The sequence below is a fragment of the Hydrogenophaga sp. BPS33 genome (assembly GCF_009859475.1).
GTDB lineage: Bacteria > Pseudomonadota > Gammaproteobacteria > Burkholderiales > Burkholderiaceae_C > Hydrogenophaga.
Genome location: NZ_CP044549.1, coordinates 5018720 through 5043839, shown reverse-complemented (window position 1 = coordinate 5043839; position 25120 = coordinate 5018720). Strand labels below are relative to the sequence as shown.

General features: G+C 66.4%; 23 protein-coding genes. 16 read left to right on the top strand and 7 right to left on the bottom strand.

The features are described 5' to 3' along the window. Positions 1-45: 45 nt before the first annotated feature. Positions 46-1071 carry an aromatic ring-hydroxylating oxygenase subunit alpha gene (locus F9K07_RS23210; RefSeq protein ID WP_159595663.1) on the top strand — a complete coding sequence of 342 codons (1026 nt, stop codon included), beginning with the start codon at positions 46-48 and terminating at the stop codon, positions 1069-1071. A 14-nt stretch (positions 1072-1085) separates the two neighbouring features. Next, positions 1086-2117 (top strand): adenosine deaminase, encoded by a 1032-nt coding sequence (locus tag F9K07_RS23205; RefSeq protein WP_159595662.1) that lies wholly within the window; start codon positions 1086-1088, stop codon positions 2115-2117. Positions 2118-2182: 65 nt separating this feature from the next. On the opposite strand, the gene F9K07_RS23200 is transcribed toward F9K07_RS23205, so the two are convergent. Both F9K07_RS23200 and F9K07_RS23195 read right to left on the bottom strand, forming a co-directional pair. Further along, the gene (locus tag F9K07_RS23200; RefSeq protein WP_159595661.1) at positions 2183-4525 is read right to left on the bottom strand and encodes a hypothetical protein; all 2343 of its coding nucleotides are present in this window, start codon (positions 4523-4525) and stop codon (positions 2183-2185) included. Between the two features lie 7 nt (positions 4526-4532). Further along, positions 4533-5009 carry a CesT family type III secretion system chaperone gene (locus F9K07_RS23195; protein ID WP_159595660.1) on the bottom strand — a complete coding sequence of 159 codons (477 nt, stop codon included), beginning with the start codon at positions 5007-5009 and terminating at the stop codon, positions 4533-4535. A gap of 264 nt (positions 5010-5273) precedes the next feature. Between F9K07_RS23195 and F9K07_RS23190 the strand changes: the two genes are divergently transcribed. The 4 genes from F9K07_RS23190 (at position 5274) to F9K07_RS23175 (ending at position 9360) form a co-directional block, all read left to right on the top strand. After that, positions 5274-6356, top strand: coding sequence for a BMP family ABC transporter substrate-binding protein (locus F9K07_RS23190; RefSeq protein WP_159595659.1), 1083 nt, complete (start codon positions 5274-5276; stop codon positions 6354-6356). A 77-nt stretch (positions 6357-6433) separates the two neighbouring features. Continuing rightward, complete coding sequence (gene guaD, locus F9K07_RS23185) at positions 6434-7723, top strand: guanine deaminase (RefSeq protein ID WP_159595658.1); 1290 nt, start codon at positions 6434-6436, stop codon at positions 7721-7723. 260 nt (positions 7724-7983) lie between these two features. Next, positions 7984-8547 carry an N-acyl amino acid synthase FeeM domain-containing protein gene (locus F9K07_RS23180; protein ID WP_236581453.1) on the top strand — a complete coding sequence of 188 codons (564 nt, stop codon included), beginning with the start codon at positions 7984-7986 and terminating at the stop codon, positions 8545-8547. A gap of 120 nt (positions 8548-8667) precedes the next feature. Further along, on the top strand, positions 8668-9360 hold the full coding sequence (locus tag F9K07_RS23175) for an N-acyl amino acid synthase FeeM domain-containing protein (protein ID WP_159595656.1): 693 nt from the start codon (positions 8668-8670) through the stop codon (positions 9358-9360). A 115-nt stretch (positions 9361-9475) separates the two neighbouring features. Here the strand turns inward: F9K07_RS23175 and F9K07_RS23170 are convergent, their stop codons facing one another. From F9K07_RS23170 to F9K07_RS23160, 3 genes are read right to left on the bottom strand one after another with little or no spacing between them, the layout of a single operon-like run. Beyond that, positions 9476-10474, bottom strand: a complete 999-nt coding sequence (locus F9K07_RS23170; RefSeq protein WP_159595655.1) for a cytochrome d ubiquinol oxidase subunit II — start codon at positions 10472-10474, stop codon at positions 9476-9478. Positions 10475-10476: 2 nt separating this feature from the next. After that, entirely contained in the window at positions 10477-11838 is a 1362-nt protein-coding gene (locus F9K07_RS23165; RefSeq protein WP_159595654.1) for a cytochrome ubiquinol oxidase subunit I, read from the bottom strand. Positions 11839-11853: 15 nt separating this feature from the next. Further along, a complete protein-coding gene (locus tag F9K07_RS23160; RefSeq protein ID WP_159595653.1) occupies positions 11854-12471 on the bottom strand; it encodes a GbsR/MarR family transcriptional regulator in 618 nt (205 codons plus the stop codon). A 115-nt stretch (positions 12472-12586) separates the two neighbouring features. Here F9K07_RS23160 and dcd point away from each other — a divergent pair, with 115 nt between their 5' ends. From dcd to F9K07_RS23145, 3 genes are all read left to right on the top strand, one after another. Then, entirely contained in the window at positions 12587-13159 is a 573-nt protein-coding gene (gene dcd / locus F9K07_RS23155; RefSeq protein ID WP_159595652.1) for a dCTP deaminase, read from the top strand. Positions 13160-13218: 59 nt separating this feature from the next. After that, positions 13219-14124, top strand: a complete 906-nt coding sequence (gene ypfJ / locus F9K07_RS23150; protein ID WP_159595651.1) for a KPN_02809 family neutral zinc metallopeptidase — start codon at positions 13219-13221, stop codon at positions 14122-14124. Between the two features lie 247 nt (positions 14125-14371). Beyond that, complete coding sequence (locus F9K07_RS23145) at positions 14372-15847, top strand: DEAD/DEAH box helicase (protein WP_159595650.1); 1476 nt, start codon at positions 14372-14374, stop codon at positions 15845-15847. A gap of 58 nt (positions 15848-15905) precedes the next feature. On the opposite strand, the gene F9K07_RS23140 is transcribed toward F9K07_RS23145, so the two are convergent. Continuing rightward, positions 15906-16742 (bottom strand): symmetrical bis(5'-nucleosyl)-tetraphosphatase, encoded by an 837-nt coding sequence (locus tag F9K07_RS23140; RefSeq protein WP_159595649.1) that lies wholly within the window; start codon positions 16740-16742, stop codon positions 15906-15908. A gap of 9 nt (positions 16743-16751) precedes the next feature. Here F9K07_RS23140 and F9K07_RS23135 point away from each other — a divergent pair, with 9 nt between their 5' ends. Then, entirely contained in the window at positions 16752-18074 is a 1323-nt protein-coding gene (locus F9K07_RS23135; RefSeq protein ID WP_159595648.1) for a hemolysin family protein, read from the top strand. Between the two features lie 413 nt (positions 18075-18487). On the opposite strand, the gene F9K07_RS23130 is transcribed toward F9K07_RS23135, so the two are convergent. Further along, positions 18488-20770 (bottom strand): ATP-dependent DNA helicase, encoded by a 2283-nt coding sequence (locus tag F9K07_RS23130; protein ID WP_159595647.1) that lies wholly within the window; start codon positions 20768-20770, stop codon positions 18488-18490. Positions 20771-20803: 33 nt separating this feature from the next. Here F9K07_RS23130 and F9K07_RS23125 point away from each other — a divergent pair, with 33 nt between their 5' ends. The 6 genes from F9K07_RS23125 to F9K07_RS23100 all read left to right on the top strand — a co-directional run bounded on the left by F9K07_RS23125 (position 20804) and on the right by F9K07_RS23100 (position 25110). Continuing rightward, positions 20804-21598 (top strand): hypothetical protein, encoded by a 795-nt coding sequence (locus F9K07_RS23125; protein ID WP_159595646.1) that lies wholly within the window; start codon positions 20804-20806, stop codon positions 21596-21598. 79 nt (positions 21599-21677) lie between these two features. Further along, the gene (locus tag F9K07_RS23120) at positions 21678-22199 is read left to right on the top strand and encodes an Mpo1 family 2-hydroxy fatty acid dioxygenase (protein WP_159595645.1); all 522 of its coding nucleotides are present in this window, start codon (positions 21678-21680) and stop codon (positions 22197-22199) included. A 109-nt stretch (positions 22200-22308) separates the two neighbouring features. Continuing rightward, complete coding sequence (locus F9K07_RS23115; RefSeq protein ID WP_159595644.1) at positions 22309-22785, top strand: Rrf2 family transcriptional regulator; 477 nt, start codon at positions 22309-22311, stop codon at positions 22783-22785. Further along, on the top strand, positions 22760-23701 hold the full coding sequence (locus F9K07_RS23110) for an NAD(P)/FAD-dependent oxidoreductase (RefSeq protein WP_159595643.1): 942 nt from the start codon (positions 22760-22762) through the stop codon (positions 23699-23701). Before F9K07_RS23115 ends, F9K07_RS23110 begins: the two co-directional genes overlap by 26 nt. Positions 23702-23765: 64 nt before the next feature. After that, positions 23766-24110 (top strand): hypothetical protein, encoded by a 345-nt coding sequence (locus F9K07_RS23105; RefSeq protein WP_159595642.1) that lies wholly within the window; start codon positions 23766-23768, stop codon positions 24108-24110. Positions 24111-24198: 88 nt separating this feature from the next. Further along, positions 24199-25110 (top strand): RNA polymerase sigma-70 factor, encoded by a 912-nt coding sequence (locus F9K07_RS23100; protein ID WP_236581452.1) that lies wholly within the window; start codon positions 24199-24201, stop codon positions 25108-25110. Positions 25111-25120: the final 10 nt, after the last annotated feature.

The window sequence follows — 25120 nt, the reverse complement described above, 5'->3', positions numbered from 1 at the left end:
AAGCCGCCTCCGGGCGGCTTTTCTTGTTTGGGCGAGGTGAATGCCATGATCGAACAGCAACTCTGGCACCCCGTGACCGCGTCCCACCAGGTGCGTCACGAGCCCGTGGCCTGTTCCCTGCTGGGCCAGCCGCTGGTGCTCTGGCGCGAGCACACGCACGACGGCGCGCGTGTGCACGCCTGGGCCGACCGCTGCCCGCACCGCGGTGCGCGGCTCTCCTTGGGCCGCGTGTTGATCGGCGTGCACGGCGCGCGCCTCGAATGTCCGTACCACGGCTGGCAGTTCGGGGCGGGCGATGGCCGATGCCAGCACATTCCCGCCGCGCCCGATTTCGTGCCGCCGCCCGCGCACCGAACCACCGTGTTCGAAGCACGCGAACAGCACGGTCTGATCTGGGTGCGTCTGCAAGCCCCCTCGCATGCCCTGAGCGCCGAGTTCGCCGATCCGCCCGCGTTCGCCCAGAGCGAGGACACCACCTGGCGCACCGTGCTCTGTGGCCCGTACGAACTCAACACCAGCGCGCCGCGTCTGGTGGAAAACTTTCTGGATCTGAGCCACTTCGGCTTCGTGCACGAAGGCTGGCTGGGCGAACGCAGCCACGCGCAGGTGCAGACCGGCGCGGTGGACGAGGGCACGGGCCTGGCCGGCCTGGTGGTGCGCGAGGCACGCGCCTGGCAGCCGCGCGCCTATGCCGGCGTGGAAGAGGGCGCCTGGATCGCCTACCGCTACGACGTGCCGCACCCGTTCGCCGCCATCCTGCGCAAGGACGCCACGCACGGCGACCCGGTGAGCAACGCGATCGCGCTCTTCATTCGGCCCGATGGCCACGAGCTGTGCACGGCGTGGTTCGCGATGGCCACGCAAGGCGACCCCGTGACCGACCAGGAGCTGATCGAATTCCAGGACGCGGTGTTCGCGCAGGACCGCCCCGTGGTCGAATCGCAATTGCCGCGTGCGCTGCCTGTGGGCCGCACGGCCCCCATCACCGAGGTGCACGGGCCGGCCGACCGGGTGTCGAGCGCGTACCGCCGTTATCTCAACCGTCTCGGCATTGCGCTGGGCACCTGCTGATCGAAAGACATGACATGAGCACCACCCCTGCCCAACTCGCGGCGGCCATTCCCAAGGCCGAGCTGCACATCCACATCGAAGGCTCGCTCGAACCCGAACTGATCTTCGCGCTGGCCCAGCGCAACGGCCTGAGCCTGCCGTACCCGAGCGTGGAGGCCTTGCGCGCGGCCTATGCCTTCACCGACCTGCAGAGCTTTCTGGACATCTATTACGCCGGCGCCAGCGTGCTGCTGCACGAGGCCGACTTCCACGACATGGCCTGGGCCTATTTCCTGCGCGCCAAGGCCGACAACGTGGTGCACGCCGAAATCTTCTTCGACCCGCAGACCCATACCGCGCGTGGCGTGCCGATTGCCACGGTGGTCAACGGGCTGGCCAGCGCCTGCGACCGCGCGCGAACCGAGCTGGGCATCGGCAGCGCGTTGATCCTGTGCTTCCTGCGCCATCTGAGCGAAGAAAACGCCTTCGCCACCTTGGAAGCGGCGCTGCCCTACCGCCCACGTTTCATTGGTGTGGGGCTCGATTCGAGCGAAGTCGGCCACCCACCCTCGAAGTTCTCGCGTGTGTTCGCACGCTGCCGCGAGCTGGACCTGCGCATCGTCGCGCACGCGGGCGAAGAGGGGCCGCCGGCATACATCTGGGAAGCCCTGAACGACCTGAAGGCCGAGCGCATCGACCATGGCGTGCGCTCGCTCGAAGACCCGGCACTGGTGGCCGAACTCGCGCGCAGGCGCGTGCCGCTCACCGTGTGTCCGCTCTCCAACCTCAAGCTTTGCGTGGTGCGCGACCTGAAGGACCACCCGATGAAGCGCCTGCTCGACGCAGGCCTGTGCGCCACCGTCAACTCCGACGATCCGGCCTACTTCGGCGGCTACATGAACGCCAACTTCGTGCAGACCGTCGAGGCCTTGAACCTGACACGTGAGGACGTCATCGCGCTGGCGCGCAACAGCGTGGAGGCCAGTTTCGCCGACGCGGCCGACAAGGCCCGATGGATCGAACAGCTTGAACAGACGGTCGAGGCTTTCGCACAGAAAGGTCTGTGATCCCCGCCTCGAAATTGCGTTGGGGTCGGCGTTGGCCATGCCGATCCGCCACCCGATGGCAGCGTCTACCGGTTGTCTGCATCGTTGTCGTTGTCAGCGCTGTCCGAGATGTCGAATCTGTTCTCACGGGCGCTTTCGTCTTCGCCTGTTGCCTGCGGGGCGCTTTGTGTGGGGGGCGGGGCGGGGCGTTTGTACATCCACGATCGATTCTCCGCCGGGGAACGGCGCCATAGGGACTGCACGGTCTTGGTGGCCGTTGACAGGAGCCCGCTGGGATTGCGCGAGCCTTCCTGATCGATCGGTACCGTGGTGTTGACGATGCCGACCACCCTGCCCCGCAGGCTTCCCCACAGGCCGGTGAACAAAGCGGATGTCGATCGCAGCGCGATACCGACTGCTGGCGGCGCGCCAAACTCATCGGCGAGATGAGCGGCTGCCGAGAGGATGTCCGAGGGCGCGGTCGTGATCTGGCGCGAAGCGGTCTGGTTGAAGAAATGCTGAGGATCTTTGCCCGGGTTGCGTTGCGTGCCGGGTTGGATGATGTATTCCCTTCCCCAAAGCAGCTTGCAAGCCACCTTCGCCACGTCAGGGTTCCAGCCGTCGCACATTTCGTTCAAGCCGCCGTACAGGCTGCGCTGCACGGCATCCAGGAACGCGTTCTGTGCCAGGTTCGTTCCCTTCAAAGCGGCGATGCTCTGTTTCAGCCATTCCTGCGTAACGGTCGGGCCGACGACCAGCAGCAAGATGCTGGTGGCGGTGTACAACGCATCTCGCACGCAATTGAGGCTCCTTTGTTCATCGGCGCTCAGCCCGATGCCATCGGTATGAACGAGGCTGATGCCTGCGGTCCAGGAGGACATGCTCCATGACTGCACGGCCTGTCGAAGCACCCGACCGATGGCATTGATGCTGGACCCCTCGCCGAGGCTGAGGCCCGCACTCATCAAGGCAGGGCTGCCTATGGCGCCACCCGCGGCAATAGGCCCGAGCGTGAAGAGCAAGGGGCCGGCGACGGAAACGATTTTTGCCAAAGTGAAGGCCTTGGATGGGTCCGCCTTGTATTCGCTGCTTTCGACGTCGTAGAGGCGCCAGCACGCATAGAGCTGCGGCAGACCTGTGCCGAGCACTGCAAACCCGATCCTCAACGGGAGACTGGCGCCCGACAGCAGATACAGGGCGCCACCCTGTACCACGATGCGTGCGGCGTAATGGCACTTGCCCTCGCGCAGCCCATTGGCTGTGCTCCTCATGCCGGACAGCAGGTACTGGGCCAAGGTCATGGGTTGCGGCGATCCATGGGTATCGCGATTCGAGTAGCGAATCTCGGCCAGAAACTCCCTGGCCAGCCGCGTCCGCTCGGCGGGTCCGGTGCTCGCGTTCTGCAGGACAGCCAGCGCAGAGCGCAACCGGGAGGGTGGGCACGGGCAGGCCACACGCATGGCGCTGAACGCTTCCTGGACCGTCCAGTTCTGGAAGTTCAACTTGGGAACGCAGGCGTCCAGCATTGCTCTGACGTGTCTCAAGTCTGACTCGAGATCCCCCTTGGTCGCGTTTTGTCGCGACGCCTGCGTGTGGTCGTTGATGAGGCTGTGCAGCGATCGATCTTCCCTGTTCGTGGCTGCGATCACCAGCGCCACGGCTGGTTCGTAGGTCGGGCTCATGAATCCTTCACCGCACAGCTTCTTGAGCAACACGGCGACCGATCGCAAGTCGACCATCTCTATTTCAAGGCGCTTCAACATCTCCTGCGGCGGGGATGTGTCGTGCTTCCACCAACGGACGATCGCATCGATACGACGCTGGGTGGCTTCCCGTTGCTCGGCTTCCTTCCTCCGGGCCCTGGAGTTCGCCAGCAGGGTGTCGATGGCGTCCGGTGTGTAGACATCCGCGAGCAGTTGGCTGTGCCTCAGGGGACTGTGGGATGGACGCGGGGTCTTGGGCGGTGCGCTTTCATGCGCTTCCTCCACCTCCTCGTCTCCGGATGCCGAAGCGCTCTCCTCGAAGTCGAAGTTCGGGACGGTGGTCGTGGTGCCTTTCTCTGGCGCGTTGCCGAGCGCCGGGCGCCCTGGGGTGCCAGGATGGTCTGCATTTCCCTTCCCCTTTTCCTCCGCCACCACCACCACCTCCTCTTCTGAGACCGAAACGGAGTCCTCGTCGGCGACGTCGCCGTTGGAGAGGATGGTCGTGGTGCTTTTCACCGGCGCTTCGACGAACGTGGTGACGGCGGCCAAGATGCCATTGGCAAAGCCCGTGACGCTCGCGCTGGCGCCGTCGACCCAGGTGAAAAAGCCACCGGTTTTCGTGTCGGGGTCGGTGGAACTCGCGCCAGTCTGACCGCCAGGGGCGGTCTGCCCGTGGGGCAGAGCGGGTTGGAAGAAACTTGTCAGTGAGTCGCTGAGGGATTTCATATGTTTCTCACACGTGTTGGGCCAGCCCCGCGGCGACCGGTGTCGAGAGTTGCGTGGTGTCCAGCATGAAGTCCTGGCGCCAGCGTTGGGCCAGTTGCGAGAGCATGGTCATCGCGTTGGTCAGGGAGTGCGCAGTGACGCCGATCAGGGGGTGGCCACTGATAAGCACCACTTCCTCGTTCATCGGGTCCATTGCCAGATGAATCTCGGAGCCCGCCAGCAAAAAGTTCACCTGAAGCAGGCGTTCGAGGATGGTGACCCGTTCGTGCCCGGGCAGCGTTCCAAAGCGGCAGATCAGCGTCAACCGATCCGGGCGGTCGTCGGGCGCATGAACGAGCAGAAAGGCAACGGATTCGACCTCGAACTCGATGACGGTCGGGTCGAACCGGCTGGGTTCGACGGTGGCGATGTCGTCGCGGCCCAGTTCATGACCCAGATCGCTCATCAGTCGAAAAAAAAGTTCGTGGCTGGAATATTCGGGCATGACGCTCCTTGTCGAAAAACGATGCGCGCCAACGTTGCAGCACGTTCGCGATCCGTAACCGGAAAAAATGTCGGGTTCCCCGAAGTTTTGTGACAGATCGGTGGCACGCGCCGGGGCGCACAGGTGCTCTGAGCGCGACCGAGCGTCCCATCGGTGACAATCCCGGGCTTGCCGTGCGGTGGCGTCTGCCGTTGCCGCGCCACGCTGTCCCGTGCCCCCGGGCCGGTGTGTCTTCTCTTCCTTGGGGCCATGTAGAGGAACACCATGTACAAAAACCTCGTGGCCCAGTGCGCCTGCGCACTGGCGGCCGCCAGCTTTTTATTCCCCCCGTCCACCCAGGCGCAAGCACCGCTCAAGGCCGCGTTCGTCTATGTCACGCCGCTCACGCCTGCGGGCTGGGTGCGCCAGCACGAACTGGGCCGCCAGGCCGTGCAGGCCGCGCTGGGCCACAAGGTCGAGACGCATTTCGTCGAGAACGTGCCCGAGGGTGCGGACGCCGAGCGCGTGATCCGCGATCTGGCGCGGCAAGGCCACCGCATCATCTTCACGCCCAGCTTCGGTTACATGGAGCCCACGCTCAAGGTGGCGCGCGAGTTTCCAGACGTGAAGTTCGAGTCCATCACCGGCTACAAGACCGCGCCCAACGTGGCCACCGCCAACGCGCGTTATTACGAAGGCCGTTACCTCGCGGGCGTGGCCGCAGGACGCATGGCCACGCAGGCCGGCTACATCGCGGGTTTCCCCATTCCCGAGGTGGTGCAGGGCGTCAACGCCTTCACGCTGGGCATGCGCTCGGTGAATCCGCGCGCCACGGTGAAGGTGGTGTGGCTCGGCGAGTGGTTCAACCCGCCACGCGAGCGCGACGCCGCGATGACGCTCATGAACCAGGGCGCCGAGGTCCTCGCTTTTCACACCGGTTCCACTGCCGTGATGGTCGCCGCGCAGGAGCGCGGCAAGCTCGCGGTGGCCTACCACTCCGACATGCGCTCGGTCGCGCCCGACGCGCAGATCGCCGCCGTCACCCACCTCTGGGGCGACTACTACACGCGGCGTGTGCAGGCCGTGATCGACGGCACCTGGAAGAGCGAAAGCCTCTGGGGCGGTGTGAAGGAGGGCATGATCCGCGTCGACAGCTTCGGCAGCAAAGTGCCTGAGAAGGTGCGCAAGGAAGTGCAGGCGCGCCAGTCCGACATGGCCAAGGGCAAGCTCCGGGTGTTCAGCGCTCACGCCGACCTGCGCGACAACACCGGGCGCACCGTGCTGAAGGCAGGCCAGTCGCTCACCGATGCCGACATCCTCAACATGAAGTGGCTGGCCGAAGGCGTTCAAGGTTCGCTGGAGCGCTGAACGGCATACGGTGCCGCCATGGCATCTATCGGCCGTGCCGTATGAGCCGGCACGCGCAAAACGTTAAGCTGCGCGCCATGAAAGCCTACCGTGCCTCGCTCCTTCGTTTTGCCGACGACCAGTCTCCCGTGTTCGATGCCGATGGGCTTCTGGTGGTCGGGCCCGATGCGCAGGGCCGGCGCGTGGTGCGCGCCGTGGGCGACCACGCATCGCTGATCGGCCATTACCCGGGCGTGGCGGTGGAAGACCTGAGCGGCAAGCTGATCGCGCCGGGTTTCATCGACATGCACATCCACTACCCGCAGACCGACGTGATCGGCGCGCCCGCGGCGGGGCTGTTGCCCTGGCTGGAGAACTACACCTTTCCGCACGAATCGCGCTTCCACGAGCGCGAGCACGCCCGCGAAGTGGCCGCGTTTTTCTTCGACGAGCTCGCGCGCAACGGTGTCACCACGGCCCTCACCTTCGCCACCTCGCACCCCGCCTCGGTGGACGCGGCGTTCGAGGAAGCGCGCGAGCGCGGCCTGCGCTTCATCACCGGCAAGGTGCTGCAGGACCGCCACAGCCCCGACGGCGTGCGCGACGAGACCGAGCAGAGCCTGATCGACACCGAAGCCCTGATCCAGCGCTGGCACGGCGTGGACCGGCTGGGCTACGCCATCACGCCGCGTTTCGCGCCCACCAGCACGCCCGAGCAGTTGCGCGGCGCGGGCGCATTGGCCGCGAAGTACGGCGACGTGTGGATCCAGTCGCACGTGGCGGAAAACCGGGACGAGGTGCGCTGGGCCACCGAGCTCTTTCCCGATTCGCGCAGCTACCTGGGTGTGTACGGCGACTTCGGCTTGTTGCGCCAGCGCGCGGTGTACGCGCACTGCATCCACCTCGACACGGCCGACCGCGAGCTCATGGCACGCACCGGCACCACGGCTGCCGTGAGCCCGACCAGCAACCAGTTCCTGGGCAGCGGCTTCTTCGACTACCTCGCGGCCGACGCGGCCGGCATGGGTTATGGCCTGGCGAGCGACGTGGGCGGCGGCACCAGCTTCTCGCCGTTTCGCACCATGCTCGCGGCCTACTGCGTGGGCCGCGAAGGCCAGACCAAGTCGGGCCTGAGCCTCACGCCCGGCCAGCTGTGGTGGCAGCACACGTCGGGTGCGGCGCGCGCGCTGGGGCTCGATGGGGTGGTGGGCAACCTGCAGCCAGGAAACGAGGCCGATTTCATCGTGCTCGATCCGCGGGCCACGCCCTTGCTCGCGCGCAAGACCCAGCAGGCCGACAGCCTGGACGAGCTGCTGTTCGCGCTGATCGTGCTGGGCGATGACCGGGTGGTGGCGCGCACGGTGGCGGCGGGCGGCGCGCTCCGGTAGCGCCGATGCCTGGTCTGGCGAAGGCCGGGCATCAGATGGTTTTCTTAGATGGTTTTCTTTGAGAACGAATCCTTTTGCATGAATTGACGGTGGGAATCTGGCGTTCGGTTTGAACTTGTCCAGTATTCCTTCGCGCTCGAAAGGCGCCTTGTTGATTCAACCCAAGGAGGATTCTCATGCCTACAGCCGCACCGGCTTTTCACCGTGTTTCCTGCCGCGCTTCCCAGGCGAGGTTTCGTTGTGCCTCACCCCATGAGCCCGTGGCGTCCGGGCTGCGCGTCCGCGTGTTGGACATGACCAGGGAGCGCTCGCTCGTCGCGGGCTTGCGCGCCCACGCGCCCATGGAGGCCGAGCGCGATCTGGACCCCGGCGCGGATGCGCTGGAGGGCGTGAAGGACCGCCTGGGCATGGTGATGGCGTTCTGGCACGGCGATGCCTTGATCGCCACCATCCGCCTGATGCCGTCTGGCCACGGCGTCACCCTGGCCGAAAAGCGCTGGGCCGATGTGACGCGGGCGAGGCGCGCGTTTGGCGTGCGCAGCTGGGAGGTGGGTCGCCTGATCGTGGCGCCGGAGCACCGCAGCATGGACCTGCTGCGGACCTGTCTGGCGCTGTCGCTGCAGACCTTGCTGCAGCACACCGATGCGCGCTACCTGCACGCCTCCTGCTCGCCCTTGCTGGCCCGGCTGTACCGCTGGTTTGGCTTTGCCACCGAGAGCACGGTGTGCGGCGAGACCGGCGCGCCCCATGTCCTGATCCATGCGCCGGTGGACGACGTGGCGCGCGCGCTCGGCCTTGCGCTGGCCCAGCCCGCCACGGCCTGACGTCCCTGGCCTCTGGTTTGCAGAAAGTACGGGGGCGGGTGTTTCCCGTGCCATGAACGCGCCCCACCATTCCTCTGCGCCGATCCGGCGCGTCGTTGGGTCCATCCCAGAGGAAATCTCATGCAAACCATCGCACGCACACCGCATGCCCGCGCACACCGCGCATTCCATGGGCGGTCCGCCGCCGGCCTTCGAGAGGGCCATCGCGCGCGCGCCGCCGCGCCGCCCACCGAGCCCCGCTTGTCCGTCCGTGTGCTCGACATGGACCGGGAAGGCCCGCTCATCATGGGCTTGCGCGAGCACGCCCCGATCGACGCGGAACACGACCTGGATCCCGGCGCCCAGGCGCTGGAACGTCAGAAGGACCGCTTGGGCATGGTCATGGCCATCTGGCGAGACGAGACATTGATCGCCACGATCCGCTTCATTCCCTGTGGCCACGGCGTCACCCTGGCGGAGAAGGCCTGGGCCGGTGAGACCCGGTCGAAGGCCGCGTTCGGCGCGAGCAGTTGGGAAGTGGGCCGGCTGATCGTGGCACCCGAGCACCGCAGCATGGCCACGCTGCAGGCCTGCGTGGCGCTCTCCGTGCAGGAGTTGCTCAAGACGAACGATGTGCAGTACCTGCACGCCTCCTGCTCACCGCTGCTGGCCAGGCTGTACCGGTGTTTCGGCTTCGTGACCGACAAAGTCTTCCAGAGCGGGTCTGGCATGCAGCATGTCCTGATCCACGCGCTGGTGGCCGATATGGCGCGCGTGCTCGGCTTCGCGCCGGCGCAGCGCGTTCGTCGCAGGAGCGAGATGGTCACAGCGTAACCAGGCCCTGGTCCGGCGCGACGTACCGCGAGCCAGAGCACCCGAGGATCCGGCTTTGCCGGTCCGAGGGTGTGCCGCCTTGAGGGGGACGCGCGCAGTGCGGCGGGGGGGGGGGTCAGTTGTACGTGAGCGGGTGCGCCTTGCCCCAGAACACCCGGTACATGAAGACCGTGTAGCCGATGATCACCGGCAGCGTGATCGCCACGCCGATGAAATTCACCGTGAGCGAGTGGGTCGCGGCCGCGGCCTCCCAGAGCGTGAGCTTGCCGATGACGATGTGCGGGAAGATGCTGTAGGCCAGACCGAAGAAGGCCAGCACGAAGATGAGCACCGTGTTCCCGAACACCAGCCAGCCGTAGCCCGCGCCGATCAGCGCGGGCCGCATGACCACCCAGCGCACCGCGAAGAAGGCCGCGGCGCACACCAGCGGCACCGGCAACAGCGCGAAGAGCTGCGGCATGCCGAACCACTTGTCGAATACGGAGGCGTTCACCAGCGGCGTGGCCGCCGAGATCGCGAGCAGGGCCACGCCCATGGGCCACAGCCCGCGCCGCGCCCAGCGCACCGCCCGCTGTTGCAGATCGCCTTCGGCCTTCATGATCAGCCAGCCCGCGCCCAGCAGCAAGTAGGAGGCCGGCAGCGTGATGGCGATGCCCATGCTGAACAGCCAGCCCAGGCCGCCGTGGTCGAAGCCGGTGATGTAGCTGCCCAGCATCCAGCCCTGGGCCGCGCTGGCCATCAGCGAGCCGGTGAAGAAGGCGCGGTTCCAGAACGGCTTGTAGGGGGCCGGGGCCTTGGCGCGGAAGTCGAAGGCGACGCCGCGCAGGATCAGGCCGATGAGCATGAGGGCCGCGGGCAGGTACAGGGCCTGCAGCACCAGGCCATGCGCCTTGGGGAAGGCGATCAGCAGCACACCCACGCCCAGCACCAGCCAGGTTTCGTTGGCGTCCCAGAACGGGCCGATGCTGGCGATCATGGTGTCCTTCTGCTCGTCGGTGCCCAGCGGCAACAGCAGGCCCACGCCGAGGTCGTAGCCGTCGAGCACCACGTAAGCCAGCAGGGTCAGGCCCATCACGGCCATGAAGAACAGGGGGAGGAATTCGGACCAGCTCATGTTCAGACTCCTGCCTTGCCGAGTTCACCGTGCGGTGCTTCCGGCGCGGGATGCACCGGGTGTTCGGCCATGTACTTGAGCACGCCCACATAGGTGACGAGCAGCAGGCCGTAGACCATGAGGTAGGCCGCGAGGGTGAGCGCCACATAGGGCGGTGCGACCGTGGTGGCCAGGTCGGCCGTGCGCAGCAGGCCATAGACCATGAAGGGCTGGCGGCCGATTTCGGTGACGTACCAGCCCGCCAGCGTGGCCAGCCAGCCCGAGAAGGTCATGCCCGCGAGCGCCCACAGCAGCGGGCGCGGCAGTGCCAGCTGGGCGTTGCGGCGCTGCGGCCACAGCTTCCAGACGCCCCACAGCGCCACCAGCAGCATGAGCGAGGCCACGCCCACCATGACCCGGAAGGCAAAGAACACCGGTGCCACCGGCGGGTGCGCGTTGGGGAATTCGGCGATGCCCTGGAGTTCGCCGTCCCATTCGTGCGTGAGGATCAGGCTGCCCAGCTTGGGTACTTTCACCGCATAGTGCGTGGTGCCCGTCTTCTCGTCGGGAATGCCGAACAGGGTGAGCGCGGCGCCTTTCTCGGTCTCCCACACGGCTTCCATGGCGGCGATCTTGGCGGGCTGGTGCTTCAGCGTGTTCAGGCCATGCAGGTCGCCCACGAAGAACTGCAGCGGGATCGCAATGGCCGCGGCGAACACGGCGGCGCGCAGGGCCTTGTGCGTGCCATCCGTGGCACAGCCCTTGAGCAACTGCCAGGCGCTCAGGCCTGCGACCAGGAAGGACGCGGTCAGCGTGGCCGCCAGCAGCTTGTGCGCGAGGCGGTACGGGAATGAGGGGTTGAAGACGATGGCGAACCAGTCGGCGGCGAAGAACTCTCCGTTGACGATCTCGTAGCCTGCGGGGGTCTGCAGCCAGGAGTTCAGGCTGAGGATCCAGAAGGCCGAGAGGGTGGTGCCGCTGGCCACGAGCAAGGTGGCGATGAGGTGCACGCGCTCGCTCACTCGGCCACGGCCGAAGAGCATGATGCCGAGGAAGCCGGCCTCCAGGAAGAAGGCGGTGAGCACCTCGTAGCCCAGCAGCGGTCCGGAGATGTTGCCCGTCTTTTCCATGAAGCCCGGCCAATTGGTGCCGAACTGAAAGCTCATGGTGATGCCCGAGACCACCCCCAGCGCGAAGCTCAGCGCGAACACCTTGGTCCAGAAGTAGTAAGCCTCTTCCCAGGCGTGCTCGCGCGTCTGCAGGTAGCGCACGCGAAAGAAAACCAGAAACCAGCCCAGGCCGATGGTGATCGTGGGAAAGAGGATGTGGAAGCTGATGTTCGTGGCGAACTGGATGCGCGAGAGCAGCAGTGTGTCGAGGTCCATGGCGGTCTCCCGGGATCAGGTGGCCTTGCGGTCGGTCTTGTGGTCTGTCTTGTGGGGTTTGCTGGCGCGTGCGGCGGGGGCCTTGCCGGTGAGCCGGTCCTTGAGTTCGAGCACACGCGTGACGGTAGCGCCCATGCCCATTAGTTGCAAGGCGGTTTCGGGCGCGAGCTTCTGCACGTCGTCGAACCAGGTCATGAGCCGGTCGATCAGGTCGTGCATCTCGCGCATGCGGGTCTGGGCGTGGCGCTCGGCCTCGGTCTTGGGGGTTTCGAGCAAGGCGGTGCGCAGCATGGAGAGCGTGGGCTCGACTTCGCGGCGGCGGCGCTCCTCGGCCAGCACGCGGAAGATCTCCCACACATCGGCCGGAGCCTCGAAATACTCGCGCCGATCGCCCGGCTGGTGGCGCAGGCGCACCAGGCGCCAAGCCTGCAATTCCTTCAGCCCCATGCTCACGTTCGAACGGGAGAACTCCAGGGTTTCGGCGATGTCGTCTGCGTTGAGCGCGTTCGGTGAAATGAACAGCAGGGCATAGATCTGCCCCACGGTGCGGTTGATGCCCCAACGGCTGCCCATTTCACCGAAATGGGCGACGAACTCGCGGTTGAGCGGCGGAAGGTGATCTTGCAGCGGCATGGCATGGACTGTAACTGCTTTGGATTGAATTTTCAGTAATTACTGAAATTACGGTAAGTTGATGAGGGGATTGACGAAGCGGCAGGTTTGGAGACGGCACCTACAATCGCGGCCCATGAGCATCAAAAGCGACAAATGGATCCGCCGCATGGCCGAACAACACGGCCTGATCGAGCCGTTCGAACCGGGCCAGGTGCGGCAGGTGGACGGCAAGAAGGTGATCAGCTACGGTACCTCGAGCTACGGCTACGACATCCGCTGCGCGCCGGAATTCAAGGTGTTCACCAACATCCACAGCACGGTGGTGGACCCGAAGAACTTCGATGAGAACTCCTTTGTCGATGTGAACAAGGACGTCTGCGTGATCCCGCCCAACAGCTTCGCGCTGGCGCGCACGCTGGAGTACTTCCGCATCCCGCGCAACGTGCTCACCATCTGCCTGGGCAAGAGCACTTATGCCCGCTGCGGCATCATCGTCAACGTCACGCCCTTCGAGCCGGAGTGGGAAGGCTATGTGACGCTGGAGTTCAGCAACACCACGCCGCTGCCGGCCAAGATCTACGCGGGCGAGGGCTGCGCCCAGGTGCTGTTCTTCGAAAGCGACAAGGACGACGTGTGCGAGGTCAGCTACAAGGACCGCGGTGGCAAATACCAAGGTCAAACTGGCGTGACGCTGCCGAAGGCCTGACTTCGCGTCGCGCCGGATAATGGCGCCTGCAACGGCTTGCGTTGCGCAGGAGGCATGCCATGAAATGGGAAAACAACCGCCAGTCCGACCAGGTCGAAGACCGCCGCTCTGACCCCAGTGGTGGCGGTTTTGGCGGCCTGGGGGGCGGCAGGCGCGTCGGTGGCAAAGGCCTTGGCCTGGGCACCATCGCCATCGCCTTGGTGGCGGGCTGGATCTTCGGCATCAACCCCATGACCATCCTGGGCGTGCTCGGTGGCGTGGGCGATGGCTCGTCCCCCACCGCGCAGGTGGAAACCACGCAAGGCCCGACGCAGGCGCCGACCGACGACATGGGCCGCTTCGTGGCCGCCGTGCTCGGTGGCACCGAAGACGTGTGGGGCCAGGTGTTCCAGCAGGCGGGCGCGCAATACCAGAAGCCGCGCCTGGTGCTGTTCCGGGGCGCCACGCCCACCGCTTGCGGCACGGGACAGGCGGCCATGGGGCCGTTCTACTGCCCGGGCGATCAGAAGGTCTACATCGACCTGAGCTTCTACGACACCTTGCGCCGCCAGCTCGGCGCCCCGGGCGATTTCGCCCAGGCCTACGTGATCGCGCACGAGGTCGGCCACCACGTGCAGAACCTGCTGGGCCTGACCGAGCAGATGGAGAAGGCGCGCGGCCGCGTGAGCGAGCGGGAGTACAACGCCATGTCGGTGAAGCTGGAGCTGCAGGCCGATTGTTTCGCCGGCATCTGGGCACACCACAACCACAAGAACAAAGCCATCCTGGAGCCGGGTGACGTGGAAGAGGCGCTCAACGCCGCTGCCGCCATCGGCGACGACGCCTTGCAGCGAAAGAGCCAGGGCCAGGTGGTGCCGGACAGCTTCACCCATGGCACCAGCGCGCAGCGCCAGCGCTGGTTCAATGCCGGTTTGCAGAGCGGAAATGTCCAGAGTTGCGACACGTTCAAAGCGGGTACGCTTTGAACGGCCCCACCCCCCGCGCCGCCTGCGTCGTCACCCCCAGGGGGCAGTGCCTGGGACCGGCGGAGCCGGATCCTCGGCACTCCTGGATCGACGCACTTGGCGCTCCCGGGCGGCTTTTTGAGCCCAATAAGGTCGAAGTGAGACAATACGAGGCTTTCTAGCCGTTCGTCGGGCGTTCCCGGGGCCGGCTGCTCCCCTGCTGAGGGGCGCCTGGCCCAGCGAGTCGAGGGCCCTCACCCGTACCGCAATGACCCAATCTTTCTCCGAACTTTCTCTTTCGCCCGCCATCGAGCGGGCCGTGGCCGAAATGGGCTACGCGACCATGACGCCGATCCAGGCGCAGGCGATTCCGGTGGTGCTGCAAGGCCGTGACGTGATGGGCGCAGCCCAGACCGGCACCGGCAAGACCGCAGCCTTCACGCTGCCGCTGCTGCAGCGCATGCTCAAGCACGAAAACGCCTCCACCTCGCCCGCGCGCCACCCGGTGCGCGCCCTGGTGCTGCTGCCCACGCGCGAACTGGCCGACCAAGTGGCCGAGCAGGTCAAGCTGTACGCGAAGTACACCAACCTGCGCAGCACGGTGGTGTTCGGCGGGATCGACATGAAGCCGCAGACGCTCGAGCTCAAGAAGGGCGTCGAGGTGCTGGTGGCGACGCCCGGCCGTCTGCTGGACCACATCGAGGCCAAGAACTGCGTGCTCAACCAGGTGGAGTACGTGGTGCTCGACGAAGCCGACCGCATGCTCGACATCGGTTTCCTTCCCGACCTCCAGCGCATCCTCTCCTACCTGCCCAAACAGCGCACCACGCTGCTGTTCTCGGCCACGTTCTCGCCCGAAATCAAGCGCTTGGCCAACAGCTACCTGCAGGACCCGGTGACGATCGAGGTGGCGCGCTCCAACGCCACGGCCTCCACCGTCGAACAGCATTTCTACCGCGTGGAAGACGACGACAAGCGTGGCATTCTCAAGCAGGTCCTGCGCGAGCGTGGCCTCAAGCAAGCCTTCGTGTTCGTCAACAGCAAGCTCGGTTGCGCGCGCCTGGCGCGCTCGCTGGAGCGCGAGGGCCTGAACACGGCCGCGCTGCACGGCGACAAGAGCCAGGACGAGCGCCTGAAGGCACTCGCCGCCTTCAAGGCTGGCGAAGTGGATCTGCTGGTCTGCACCGACGTGGCCGCACGCGGCCTGGACATCAAGGACGTGCCTGCGGTGTTCAACTTCGACATTCCGTTCAATGCCGAAGACTACGTGCACCGCATCGGGCGTACCGGCCGCGCGGGCGCGTCGGGCTTGGCGGTGTCGTTCGTGAGCGGGCGCGACACGCGCCTGATGGGGGATCTGGAAAAACTGCTGGGCAAGAAGCTCGAACTCGAAGCGCTGGAATTCGAGGCCGACCGCCGCCCGGCCGGCCGCTTTAACGACGGGCAGCGGGCCTGGCAGCAGCCCGAAGATGGCGAGCGGCGCGCGATCCGCGAGAGCCGCGACAGCCGGCTATCTCGCGACGGTCGGGGCGATCATCGGCCCGTTCCCCGCGCGCCGCGTGTACCGGCCGACCCCTTGTTCGACAAGCCCTACGAGCCGAGCACCCCGGCTGACACGCCGCCTTCGTGGGAGGCTTCGCAGCGCCCCGCGGCGCGCAGCCCGGTCTCGCCCAACATCAAGTCGCGCCGCAACAAGGTGCCCGCGCTGTTCAAGAGCGCGCCCGCACCGGTTCAGGAAAGCTGAGGGCAAAGTTGCCCGACCCTGAGTCTTCCAGGCGGCACTTGGCCGCCACCGCCCCTCTTCAATCCTTGCCGGGCTGGCGCGCTTGTTCGCAGCGCACCATCAGACGCTCCACCTGCCCGGGCGTGCCGGTGATGCGCGCCGCCGTGAGGCAACCGCCCCATACGCAGCCGGTGTCCAGCGCTTGCAGGTCCTTGCGGTTCAGGGCGCCCAGCGTGGACCAATGGCCAAAGGCCACTGGCACGCCTTCGGTGCGCCGCCCGGGCACTTCGTACCAGGGCATGAAGCCCTTGGGCGCGTCGTTGGCGCTGTCCTTGCTTTCGAACTCCATCTCGCCCTGCGCGCTGCAGAAACGCAGACGCGTGAAAGCATTGACGATCACGCGCAGGCGGTCCGTGCCGCGTAGCGCGTCGTTCCACTGCACGGGATCGTTGCCATACATGGTCTTCAGAAATGCCTTCCAGTGAGCTCCGCGCAACACTGCCTCGAGTTCGCCCGCGCGGGCCATCGTATCGGCCACGTCCCACTGTGGCAGAACACCTGCGTGCACCATCAGCCAGCCGTGCGCGTATACAGCCATGGGCCGCGTGCGCAGCCAGTCGAGCAGGGCATCGCGGTCGCGCGCGTCGAGGATGTCGTGGACGGTGTCGTGGCGGTGCGATTTGCGCACGCCATTCGCGGCAGCCAGCAGGTGCAGGTCGTGGTTGCCCAGCAGCGCGTGTGCGGCCCCTTCGAGCGCAATGAGCCGGCGCAGCACCGCCAGCGACGCCGGCCCGCGGTTGACGAGGTCGCCCAGCAGGTACAGCGTGTCTCGGCTGGGCGAGAAATCGATGTGCTCGAGCAGCCGGCCCAGGGCGGCATCGCAGCCCTGCACATCACCGATCATGTAAATTGACATCCACGGATTATGGACACCCTCCTCATCGTTTTCCTCACCCTGCTCAATGGCGCTTTTGCCATGTCGGAGCTGGCGCTGGCGTCCAGCCGCAAGGCGCGCCTGGCGGCCATGGCAGAGGCCGGGGACAAGGGTTCGGTCATGGCGCTGAAGCTGTTGGAGAATCCGACGCAATTTCTCTCGTCGGTGCAGGTCGGCATCACCTCCATCGGCATGCTCAACGGCATCGTGGGCGAGGCGGCCTTCAGTGGCGATCTGGGGCTCTGGCTGGAATCCAAGGGCCTGGCGCAAGGCACAGCCAGCGTCCTTTCCACCGCGCTGGTCGTGGCGGTCATCACCTTCATCACCATCGTCTTCGGCGAATTGGTGCCCAAGCGCATCGGTCAGCTATACCCGGAAGCGGTGTCGCGCTGGGTCTCGCGGCCCATGGCATTCGTGGCCAAGGCGGCCAAACCTTTCGTGTGGCTGCTCACCCACACCACGCAATGGGTGCTCAAGCTGCTGCGCATCGACAGCAATGCCGCACAGCACGTGACCGAAGAGGAAATCAACGCCAGCCTGGAGGAGGGTGTGGACGCCGGCATCATCGAGGAGCACGAGCATCAGATGGTGCGCAACGTGTTCCTGCTCGACGATCGCCAGCTCACCTCGATCATGGTGCCGCACTCGGAGATCAAGTGGCTCGAAGCGGACGACGCTATCGATGCCGCAGTGCAGAAGGCCTGGACTGCCGGTCACTCCTGGTACCCGGTGTGCCGGGGCGGGTTGGAGGACGTGGTGGGCGTCATCCAGGTCTCGCGCATACTCGCGCTGCAGGCCGAGGGCAACAACGAGCCGCTGCTGCGCCACGTGCAACCGGCCGTGTTCGTGCCGGAAACGCTCAGCGGCATGGAGCTGCTCGAACAATTCCGCGAGCGCGCCACGCGCATGGTGTTCGTGGTCGATGAATACGGCGTGGTGCAGGGCCTGCTCACGCCGCTGGACATGCTCGAAGCCATCACCGGCGAGCTCTCGCCGCGCAAGGCCGTGGACGCCTGGGCCACGCAGCGCGAAGACGGCACCTGGCTGGTCGACGGGGCCATGCCGGTGGCCGAGCTCAAGTCGCGCCTGTCCATCGACGATCTGCCCGATGAGGACAAGGGCCGCTACAACACCGTGGCGGGTCTGATGCAGACGGTCGCGGGCGATCTGCTCGCGCAAGGCGACAGCGTGGATTGCGCGGGCTGGCGTTTCGAGGTACTGGTGCTCGAAGGTCGTCGCATCGATCAGGTGGTGATTTCGCGCCTGGCCGACGAGGTCGTCGACGATGGCGTTGCGGCTGACGCCGGCGGCTAACGTCTCTGCTCCCTTTTTCTTGAAGTACCGCCTTTCCTTTCGTGGCTGGCCGGGTCTCGGCCCGGCGGCCGACTTACTTTTCTTTGCTTCGCCAAAGAAAAGTAAGCAAAAGAAAGGCGAGCCGAAGACCGGGCCCCTTCGGGGTTCCTTGCGCTGCTCGGTGTGCGGGGAGAAGTTCGCAAACTCGCTTCGCTCAAACACGCGAACTTCTTTTTCCCCGCACCCCTGCGCTGCTCAGCCCGGCCCAACGGCGGAAAACGGGAGCGGGAGCGGACACCCCTTCCGGCGCGAAGTGCCTCATTCCAGAAACACCGAGGGTCCGGCTCCGCCGGCCCAAGGTGTTGTCCCCCCTCCAAGCGCCGAAGGCGCGCTAGAGAGGGGGGAAGCCGCGTAAGCGGCGCAGGGGGGAGCCCCTAAACACACCACCAAGTGGGCAGCAGGCGGCGCACCTCGGCACGGCCGAAGCGCTCGTCCATCAGCACCAGCACCCCTTCGTCCTGCGGCCCGCGGATCACGCGCCCCGCGGCTTGCACGACCTTCTGCACACCGGGGAACAGGTAGGCGTAGTTATAGCCCTGGCCAAAACGCGTCTGCAGCCGCGCGCGCAATTGCTCGTTCACCGGGTTGACCTGGGGCAGGCCCAGCGTGGCGATGAAGGCGCCGATGAGACGGCGCCCCGGCAGGTCGATGCCTTCGCCGAACGCGCCGCCCAGCACGGCAAAGCCAATACCCTGGCCATCGTCGGTGAAACGCGCCACGAACGCATCGCGCTCGGCTTCACCCATGCCGCGCGACTGCGCCCACACGGGCAGCTCGGGGTGCAGTGCCTGCAAGCGTTGCAGCGCCTGTTGCAGATAGTCGAAGCTGCTGAAGAAAGCGAGGTAGTTGCCGGGGCGCAGGGCGTACTGCTGGGCCATCACGGCGACCACGTCGTCCAGCGAAGCGGCGCGGTCGGCGTAGCGCGTGGAGATCTGTGGCGTGATGCGCGCGCTCAGTTGAGTGGACTGGAACGGCGAAGGCACATCCAGCCGCAGCGTGTTGTCGGGCAGGCCGAGCAGGTCGTGTGCGTAGTCCATGGGGCTGAGCGTGGCCGAGAACAGCGTGGCGCTGTGCGCGCTCTGCCAGCGCGGTTGGAGCAGGGGGCCCGGGTCCAGGTTGCGGATGGTGAGTACCGGGTGGCGCGAGCGGCCCACTGGACGCGCTGGGTGCGTGAGGTCCGCGAGCGAATGCGTGTCGAACAACTCGGCGATGCGCACGAAGTGCAGCACCTCGAAAAGCCAGTTCGGCAGTTCGTTTTGTGCGGCGCTGGGTTCGAGCGCCAGGTGCTCGGACAACGCGGCGCTGTGCTGCTGCAAGGCGTCGATGAAGCCCTGCGGCAATTCGGGCAGCAACTGGTGGGGTTGCACGTGGATGCGGGCCAGGGCGCTCCACTGGCGGTGTAGCCGGTCCATGGCCTTCTTCAAGGTGCCCGTCGCGCCGCGGCGCGCGGCGTGGAAGGCGGCGGGGTTCAGATCGGCGCTGTACATCAGCCGCGCGCGCTCGATGAGGTTGTGGGCCTCGTCCACCAACAGACCCACGCGCAGGTCGTCGTTGACGGCGAGCGACCAGGCTTGCGCGCTGACGTCGAAGAAATGGTTGAAGTCGCCCACGACCACATCGGACCAGCGCAGCAGCTCCTGGCTGAGGTAGTAGGGGCAGACCTCGTGCTGCGATGCGATATTGCGCAAGGCGGCCTTGTCGAGCCAGGCCGCTTGCACCGCGGCTTCGCGCGCGGGTGGCAAGCGGTCGTAGAAGCCACGCGCCAGAGGACACGAATCGCCGTGGCAGGCCTTGTCGGGGTGCTCGCAGGCCTTCTCGCGCGCAACGAGTTCGAGCACGCGCAGGGGCCGTGTCTGCATGCGCTGCAAGGCCTGCAGTGCGAGCTGGCGACCCGGTGTCTTGGCGGTGAGGTACAGCAGCTTGTCGGTGCCTTGCGCCGGTGCCGCGCGCAAGGCGGCGAACAGTGTGGCCATGGTCTTGCCGATGCCCGTGGGCGCCTGGGCCAGCAGATGGCGGCCCGCACCGTGAGCGCGGTACACCGCGGCGGCCAGTTCGCGTTGCCCGGGGCGAAAGCCGTCGAAGGGAAAAGCAAGCGTCTGCAGCGCGGCATTGCGCGCGGCCCGGTGCGCCTGCTCGGCGCGTGCCCAACTGGCGTAACGCGTGCACAGCGACTCGAAAAAGGCCTTGAGCTCGATGGCGCTGTGCCACACCGGCAACGCGGTTTCCTGCCCGGTGTCGATGTTGAAGTAGACGAGCGCGAGTTCGATGCGCTCCAACCCCAGTTGCTGGCACAACATCCAGCCATACACCCGCGCCTGCGCCCAGTGCAGCGCGCGGTGGTTTTCGGGAATCAGCGCCGCGTCGCCCCGATGGGTCTTGATCTCTTCGAGCCGTGGCGTGGCTGGGTCGAAGCCGTCGGCACGGCCTTGCACGCGCAGCCCATCGTGCTGCGCGCTCAGCGAGACCTCGCGCTGGTAGCCCGGCGCGCGCCGCGATGTGACCGTGGCATGGCCGGCGATGCCGTCCTGCGCGCTTGGCGAGGGTGTGAAGCGCAGGTCCAGATCGCCCGTCTTGGCCGCGAACGCGCACAACACGCGCACGGCCACCGTGGCGGTGGCCGTGGCCGTCAATTCGTCAGACAGGGGGGCGGTGCGCATCAACCGGCATGGTACTGGATATATAGTCAGTAAATGCATCCGGGTGCCCCTTCGCTGACGCGCCGCCACCACCAGCGTTTGCGCGAGATCTACCGCTCGGCCGGTTGGCCCTGCCACGACATGCTGGAGGTGGAATTGCTGGCTGCCGGCCTGCTGGAACGGCGCTTTTCGGCCGACGGCTTCGAGACCTTGCGCGTGACCGATGCGGGTGTGCGCCGACTGGCCGAGGTGTTCGCGAGCAACAAGGCCGCACGCACGCCGCACGAGGCGCTGGTGGAACGCGTGGCCATTGCGCTGGCACAGGCCGGGCGCATTGCCTGGCGCGGCCTGGCGTTGCGCGTGCCCTTGCCGCGCGACCTGCTTGGCGGCGAGCCCGAGGTGGGCGCACCGGTGGTGCAGTTGGATGCTTTCGAAAGCGAAGCCGCGGCATTGGCGCCAGGGCACGGCTGGTGCACGGCTTGCCCCGATGTGTTCTCGGTGCGCCATACCTCGGTCGAGGCCTATCTGCAGCCCGTGGTGCACGAGATCAAGGTCAGCCGCGCCGACCTGCTGGGCGACCTCAAGCGGCCGGCCAAGCGGGCCGCCTATCTGGCCATGGCGGGCGCGTGCTGGTATGTGCTCGGGCAGGATGCCAAGGGCCGGCCGATCGCCGCCCCGCACGAAGTGCCGCCCGCGTGCGGTGTGATGCAACTGGAGGGGGAGCGGCTGGTGGTCGCGCGCGAAGCACCGCGCCGTGCGGTGGCGCAGCTGCCGTTCCACGTGTGGATGGCGCTGGCGCGCAGCGGGCCGGCGGTGCGGCCGGACGACGACGCGCAGTCGCTGTTGTGACCGCGTGCGAGAAATCCCACTGGCGCACGGGCGCCTCAATGGCGATGATGTTTTTCTCTGCGTCCGACAGGAGACCCCGATGAAAACCCTCAACGACCACTTGAGCCAGTACGCGGCCTACCACCGCGATCGCCGCAACATCCTGACCCATTTCGTCGGCATTCCCATGATCGTGCTCGCGGTCGTGGTGTTGCTGGCGCGCCCGGTGTTCGACGTGGGAGGCCTGGCAGTGTCCGCCGCCACTTTGGCCGTGATCGCGGCCACGCTCTACTACCTGCGGCTCGATCTGCGTTTTGGCGCGGTGATGGGCGTGTTGCTCGCACTGTGCCTCGCGGTGGCCCATGCCACCGCCAGCCTGTCGACCTGGGCCTGGGCCACGTTCGGCATCGGCCTGTTCGTGGTGGGTTGGGTGATCCAGTTCGTGGGCCACATCTTCGAAGGCCGCAAGCCAGCCTTCGTCGACGACGTCATGGGCCTGATCATCGGCCCGCTGTTCGTGGTGGCCGAACTGGCCTTTCTGATGGGCCTGCGCCGCGAAGTGGAGGCCGTGGTCGAGTCGCGCGCGGGGCCGGTGCATTCGGGCCGCGCGCTGGCGAAGTGATGCGTGGCGCACCGCCGGTGATCTGAACTGGGCGAAAACCCCTCCGGCGTCGAGGGTTGAATGGCCGCCTGGTGTCGATCCTTTCATTTCATGTAACTATTGAAGTTACATGAAAATAGACAGCAAACTTTCTTCCGTTCTTCACTTGCTGCTGCACATGGCGCACAGCGAGCGGCCCATGACCTCCGACGCACTGGCGGCCTGCATGCCGGGCAGCCACCCGGTGGTCGTGCGCCGCACACTCGCAGGTCTGCGCGAAGCCGGCTTCGTGGGTGCCGAGCGGGGCCACGGCGGTGGCTGGATGCTGGCCTGCGATCTGCGCCATGTGACGCTGCGCGACGTGTACGACGCCGTTGGAGCGCCCGCGGTATTTGCCATGGGCCACCGCTCCGACAACCCGCAGTGTCTGGTCGAGCAGGCTGTGAACGCCGCGCTCGACAGCGCCCTGCGCGAGGCCGAAGACCTGTTGGTCAAACGCCTGGGCAGCGTCACGCTGGCCGCGCTGTCGGTCGATTTCAACCAGCGCTTTGCCAAGCGCCCCCATGACAGGAGTCACACGAATGCAGACCACCACCGACCTGAATGACGCCATCGTGATCGGTGGCAGCTATGCCGGACTCTCGGCCGCGATGCAATTGGCGCGCGCCCGCCGGCGAGTGATGGTGATCGACGAGGGCATGCGCCGCAACCGATTCGCACGTGCATCGCACGGCTTCATCGGCCAGGATGGTCGCGACCCCGGCACCATCGCTGCCGAGGCCAGGGCGCAGTTGCTGGCCTATCCCAACGTGGTCTGGCGCGATGGCAGCGCGGTCCATGCCGAATCTTTCGACGGGGGATTTCGCGTCGCCATGGCCGATGGCGCGCCCGTGCAGGCGCGCAAGCTGGTGATCGCCACCGGCGTGGTGGACGAGTTGCCCGCCATCGACGGCCTGGCGCAGCGGTGGGGCACGAGCGTGTTCCATTGTCCTTACTGCCACGGCTACGAACTCGACGAAGGGCGCATCGGCGTGCTCGCGTCGAGTGCGCTGTCCATGCACCACGCCTTGATGCTGCCGGATTGGGGAGCGACCACCTTCTTTCTCAACGACGCTTTCGAACCGGACGAGGCGCAGCGCGCGGCCCTGGCTGCGCGCGGTGCCGCCGTGGTGGCCGGTGCCATTGCGCGCTTGGCAGATGCGGCCACCGTGGTGCTGCACGACGGCCGGCGCTTCGAGATGGACGGTCTGTTCACGGTGACCCGCACCCATCTGGGAGGCACCGTGGCGCAGCAGTTGGGTTGTGCGTTGGACGAGGGGCCGACCGGTGCTTTCATCCGCACCGATGCCCTGCAGGCCACGAGTGTGCCCGGTGTGTTTGCGTGCGGCGATGCCGCGCGCGCGGCCGGCAACGTGGCCATCTCCGTGGGCGCGGGTGCCATGGCCGGCGCGTCGGCGCACCGTTCGCTCATGTTCGATGGGCCCCGTACGGGCAGGAACCAACGAAATTTGGGCGTTACGTAGGATTGGCTCCCGGTGCACCGCGAGCCGTTTACACACAAGCGCTGCGCTCGCAAAGGAGGAAGTCATGGCCCTGGATATCCACAACGCTCCCCTGTTCCATCCCAGACCATCGCGCGTCTCCAGACCCAACGGTCCAGGTGAGACGGGCCAGGAACTCGTGCGCCTGGTGGTAGAGGCGCAGAAGATCAAGGCCGACGAGCAAGCGATCGCCCAGGCCGTGTGTGAAATCCACGCGATGAAAGCCGAGCTGGACGCGGTGTGCCAGGAACTGCTGGGGCTCCAGCAAGCAGGTAGCAGCATCTCACGCAAGAAAATCCAGCCGGTGAAGGATCTGGTGAACATGCTTCACACAGCCATCCACGACAAGACCCACGCGGTCAACGAAGCCGAAACCGCCATGCACCGCTAGAGTGTGGTGACCCGCCCACCGGTGGGTGGGCGTAGAGTGTGTTCTTTGCGCCGCGGTGTCACAACACCGCGGCGCGCTGCGTCTACCCATGATGAAGAACACCACCCTGAACACGTTTCACCGTCTGCGCCCGCGCTTGCAGGGCATTGCTTACCGCATGCTGGGTTCGTCGGCCGAGGCCGAAGAAGTCGTGCAGGACGCCTGGCTGCGCTGGCACGAGAGTGCGCACGACGGCCTGGAGAGCGCCGAGGCCTGGTTGGTCACCATCACCACGCGGCTGGCCATCGACCGCTTACGCAGCGCCAAGGTGCAGCGCGAACATTACGTGGGCACCTGGCTGCCCGAGCCGTTGATGGCCGAGACATCGTCGCCTTCGCCCGAGCAGATGCTGGAACGCGCCGACGATGTGTCGGTGGCCTTTCTCACCCTGCTGGAGCGCCTCTCGCCCGAGGCGCGCGCCGCGTACCTGATGCGCGAAGTGTTCGACGCGGACTACGGCGAAGTGGCCGAGGCCTTGGGCAAGAGCGAGAGCGCATGCCGCCAGATCGTGCACCGCGCCAAGGCGCAACTGCAGGACGCACGGCCTCGCTACGCCGTGCCGCGCGACGCGCAATTGCGCCTGCTGCGCGGCTTTGCCGACGCGGCCGCCAGCGGCCGGTTCGCCGCGCTCACCGACTTGTTGGCGCAAGATGCACAACTCATCGGCGATGGCGGCGGCAAGGTGCCCAGTTTCGGCGTGCCGATCGTGGGCAACCGGCGCATCGCGCAACTCTTCTACGCCACGCACCGGCGCTTTGGCGATGCGGTGCGCTTCGAAGTGGTGGTGCTCAATGGGCAGTGGGGGTTGCTGCGCTTCATCGGGAATACGCTGGAATCGGCGCAATCGTTCGAGACCGATGGCCAGCACATCCTCACGCTGCACGTGCAGCGCAACCCGGACAAGCTGGCGCGCATTGCCGCCGCGCTGGGCCGCGACACGGGCGCAGTGCCGCCTCCTTGAAAAAAATCCT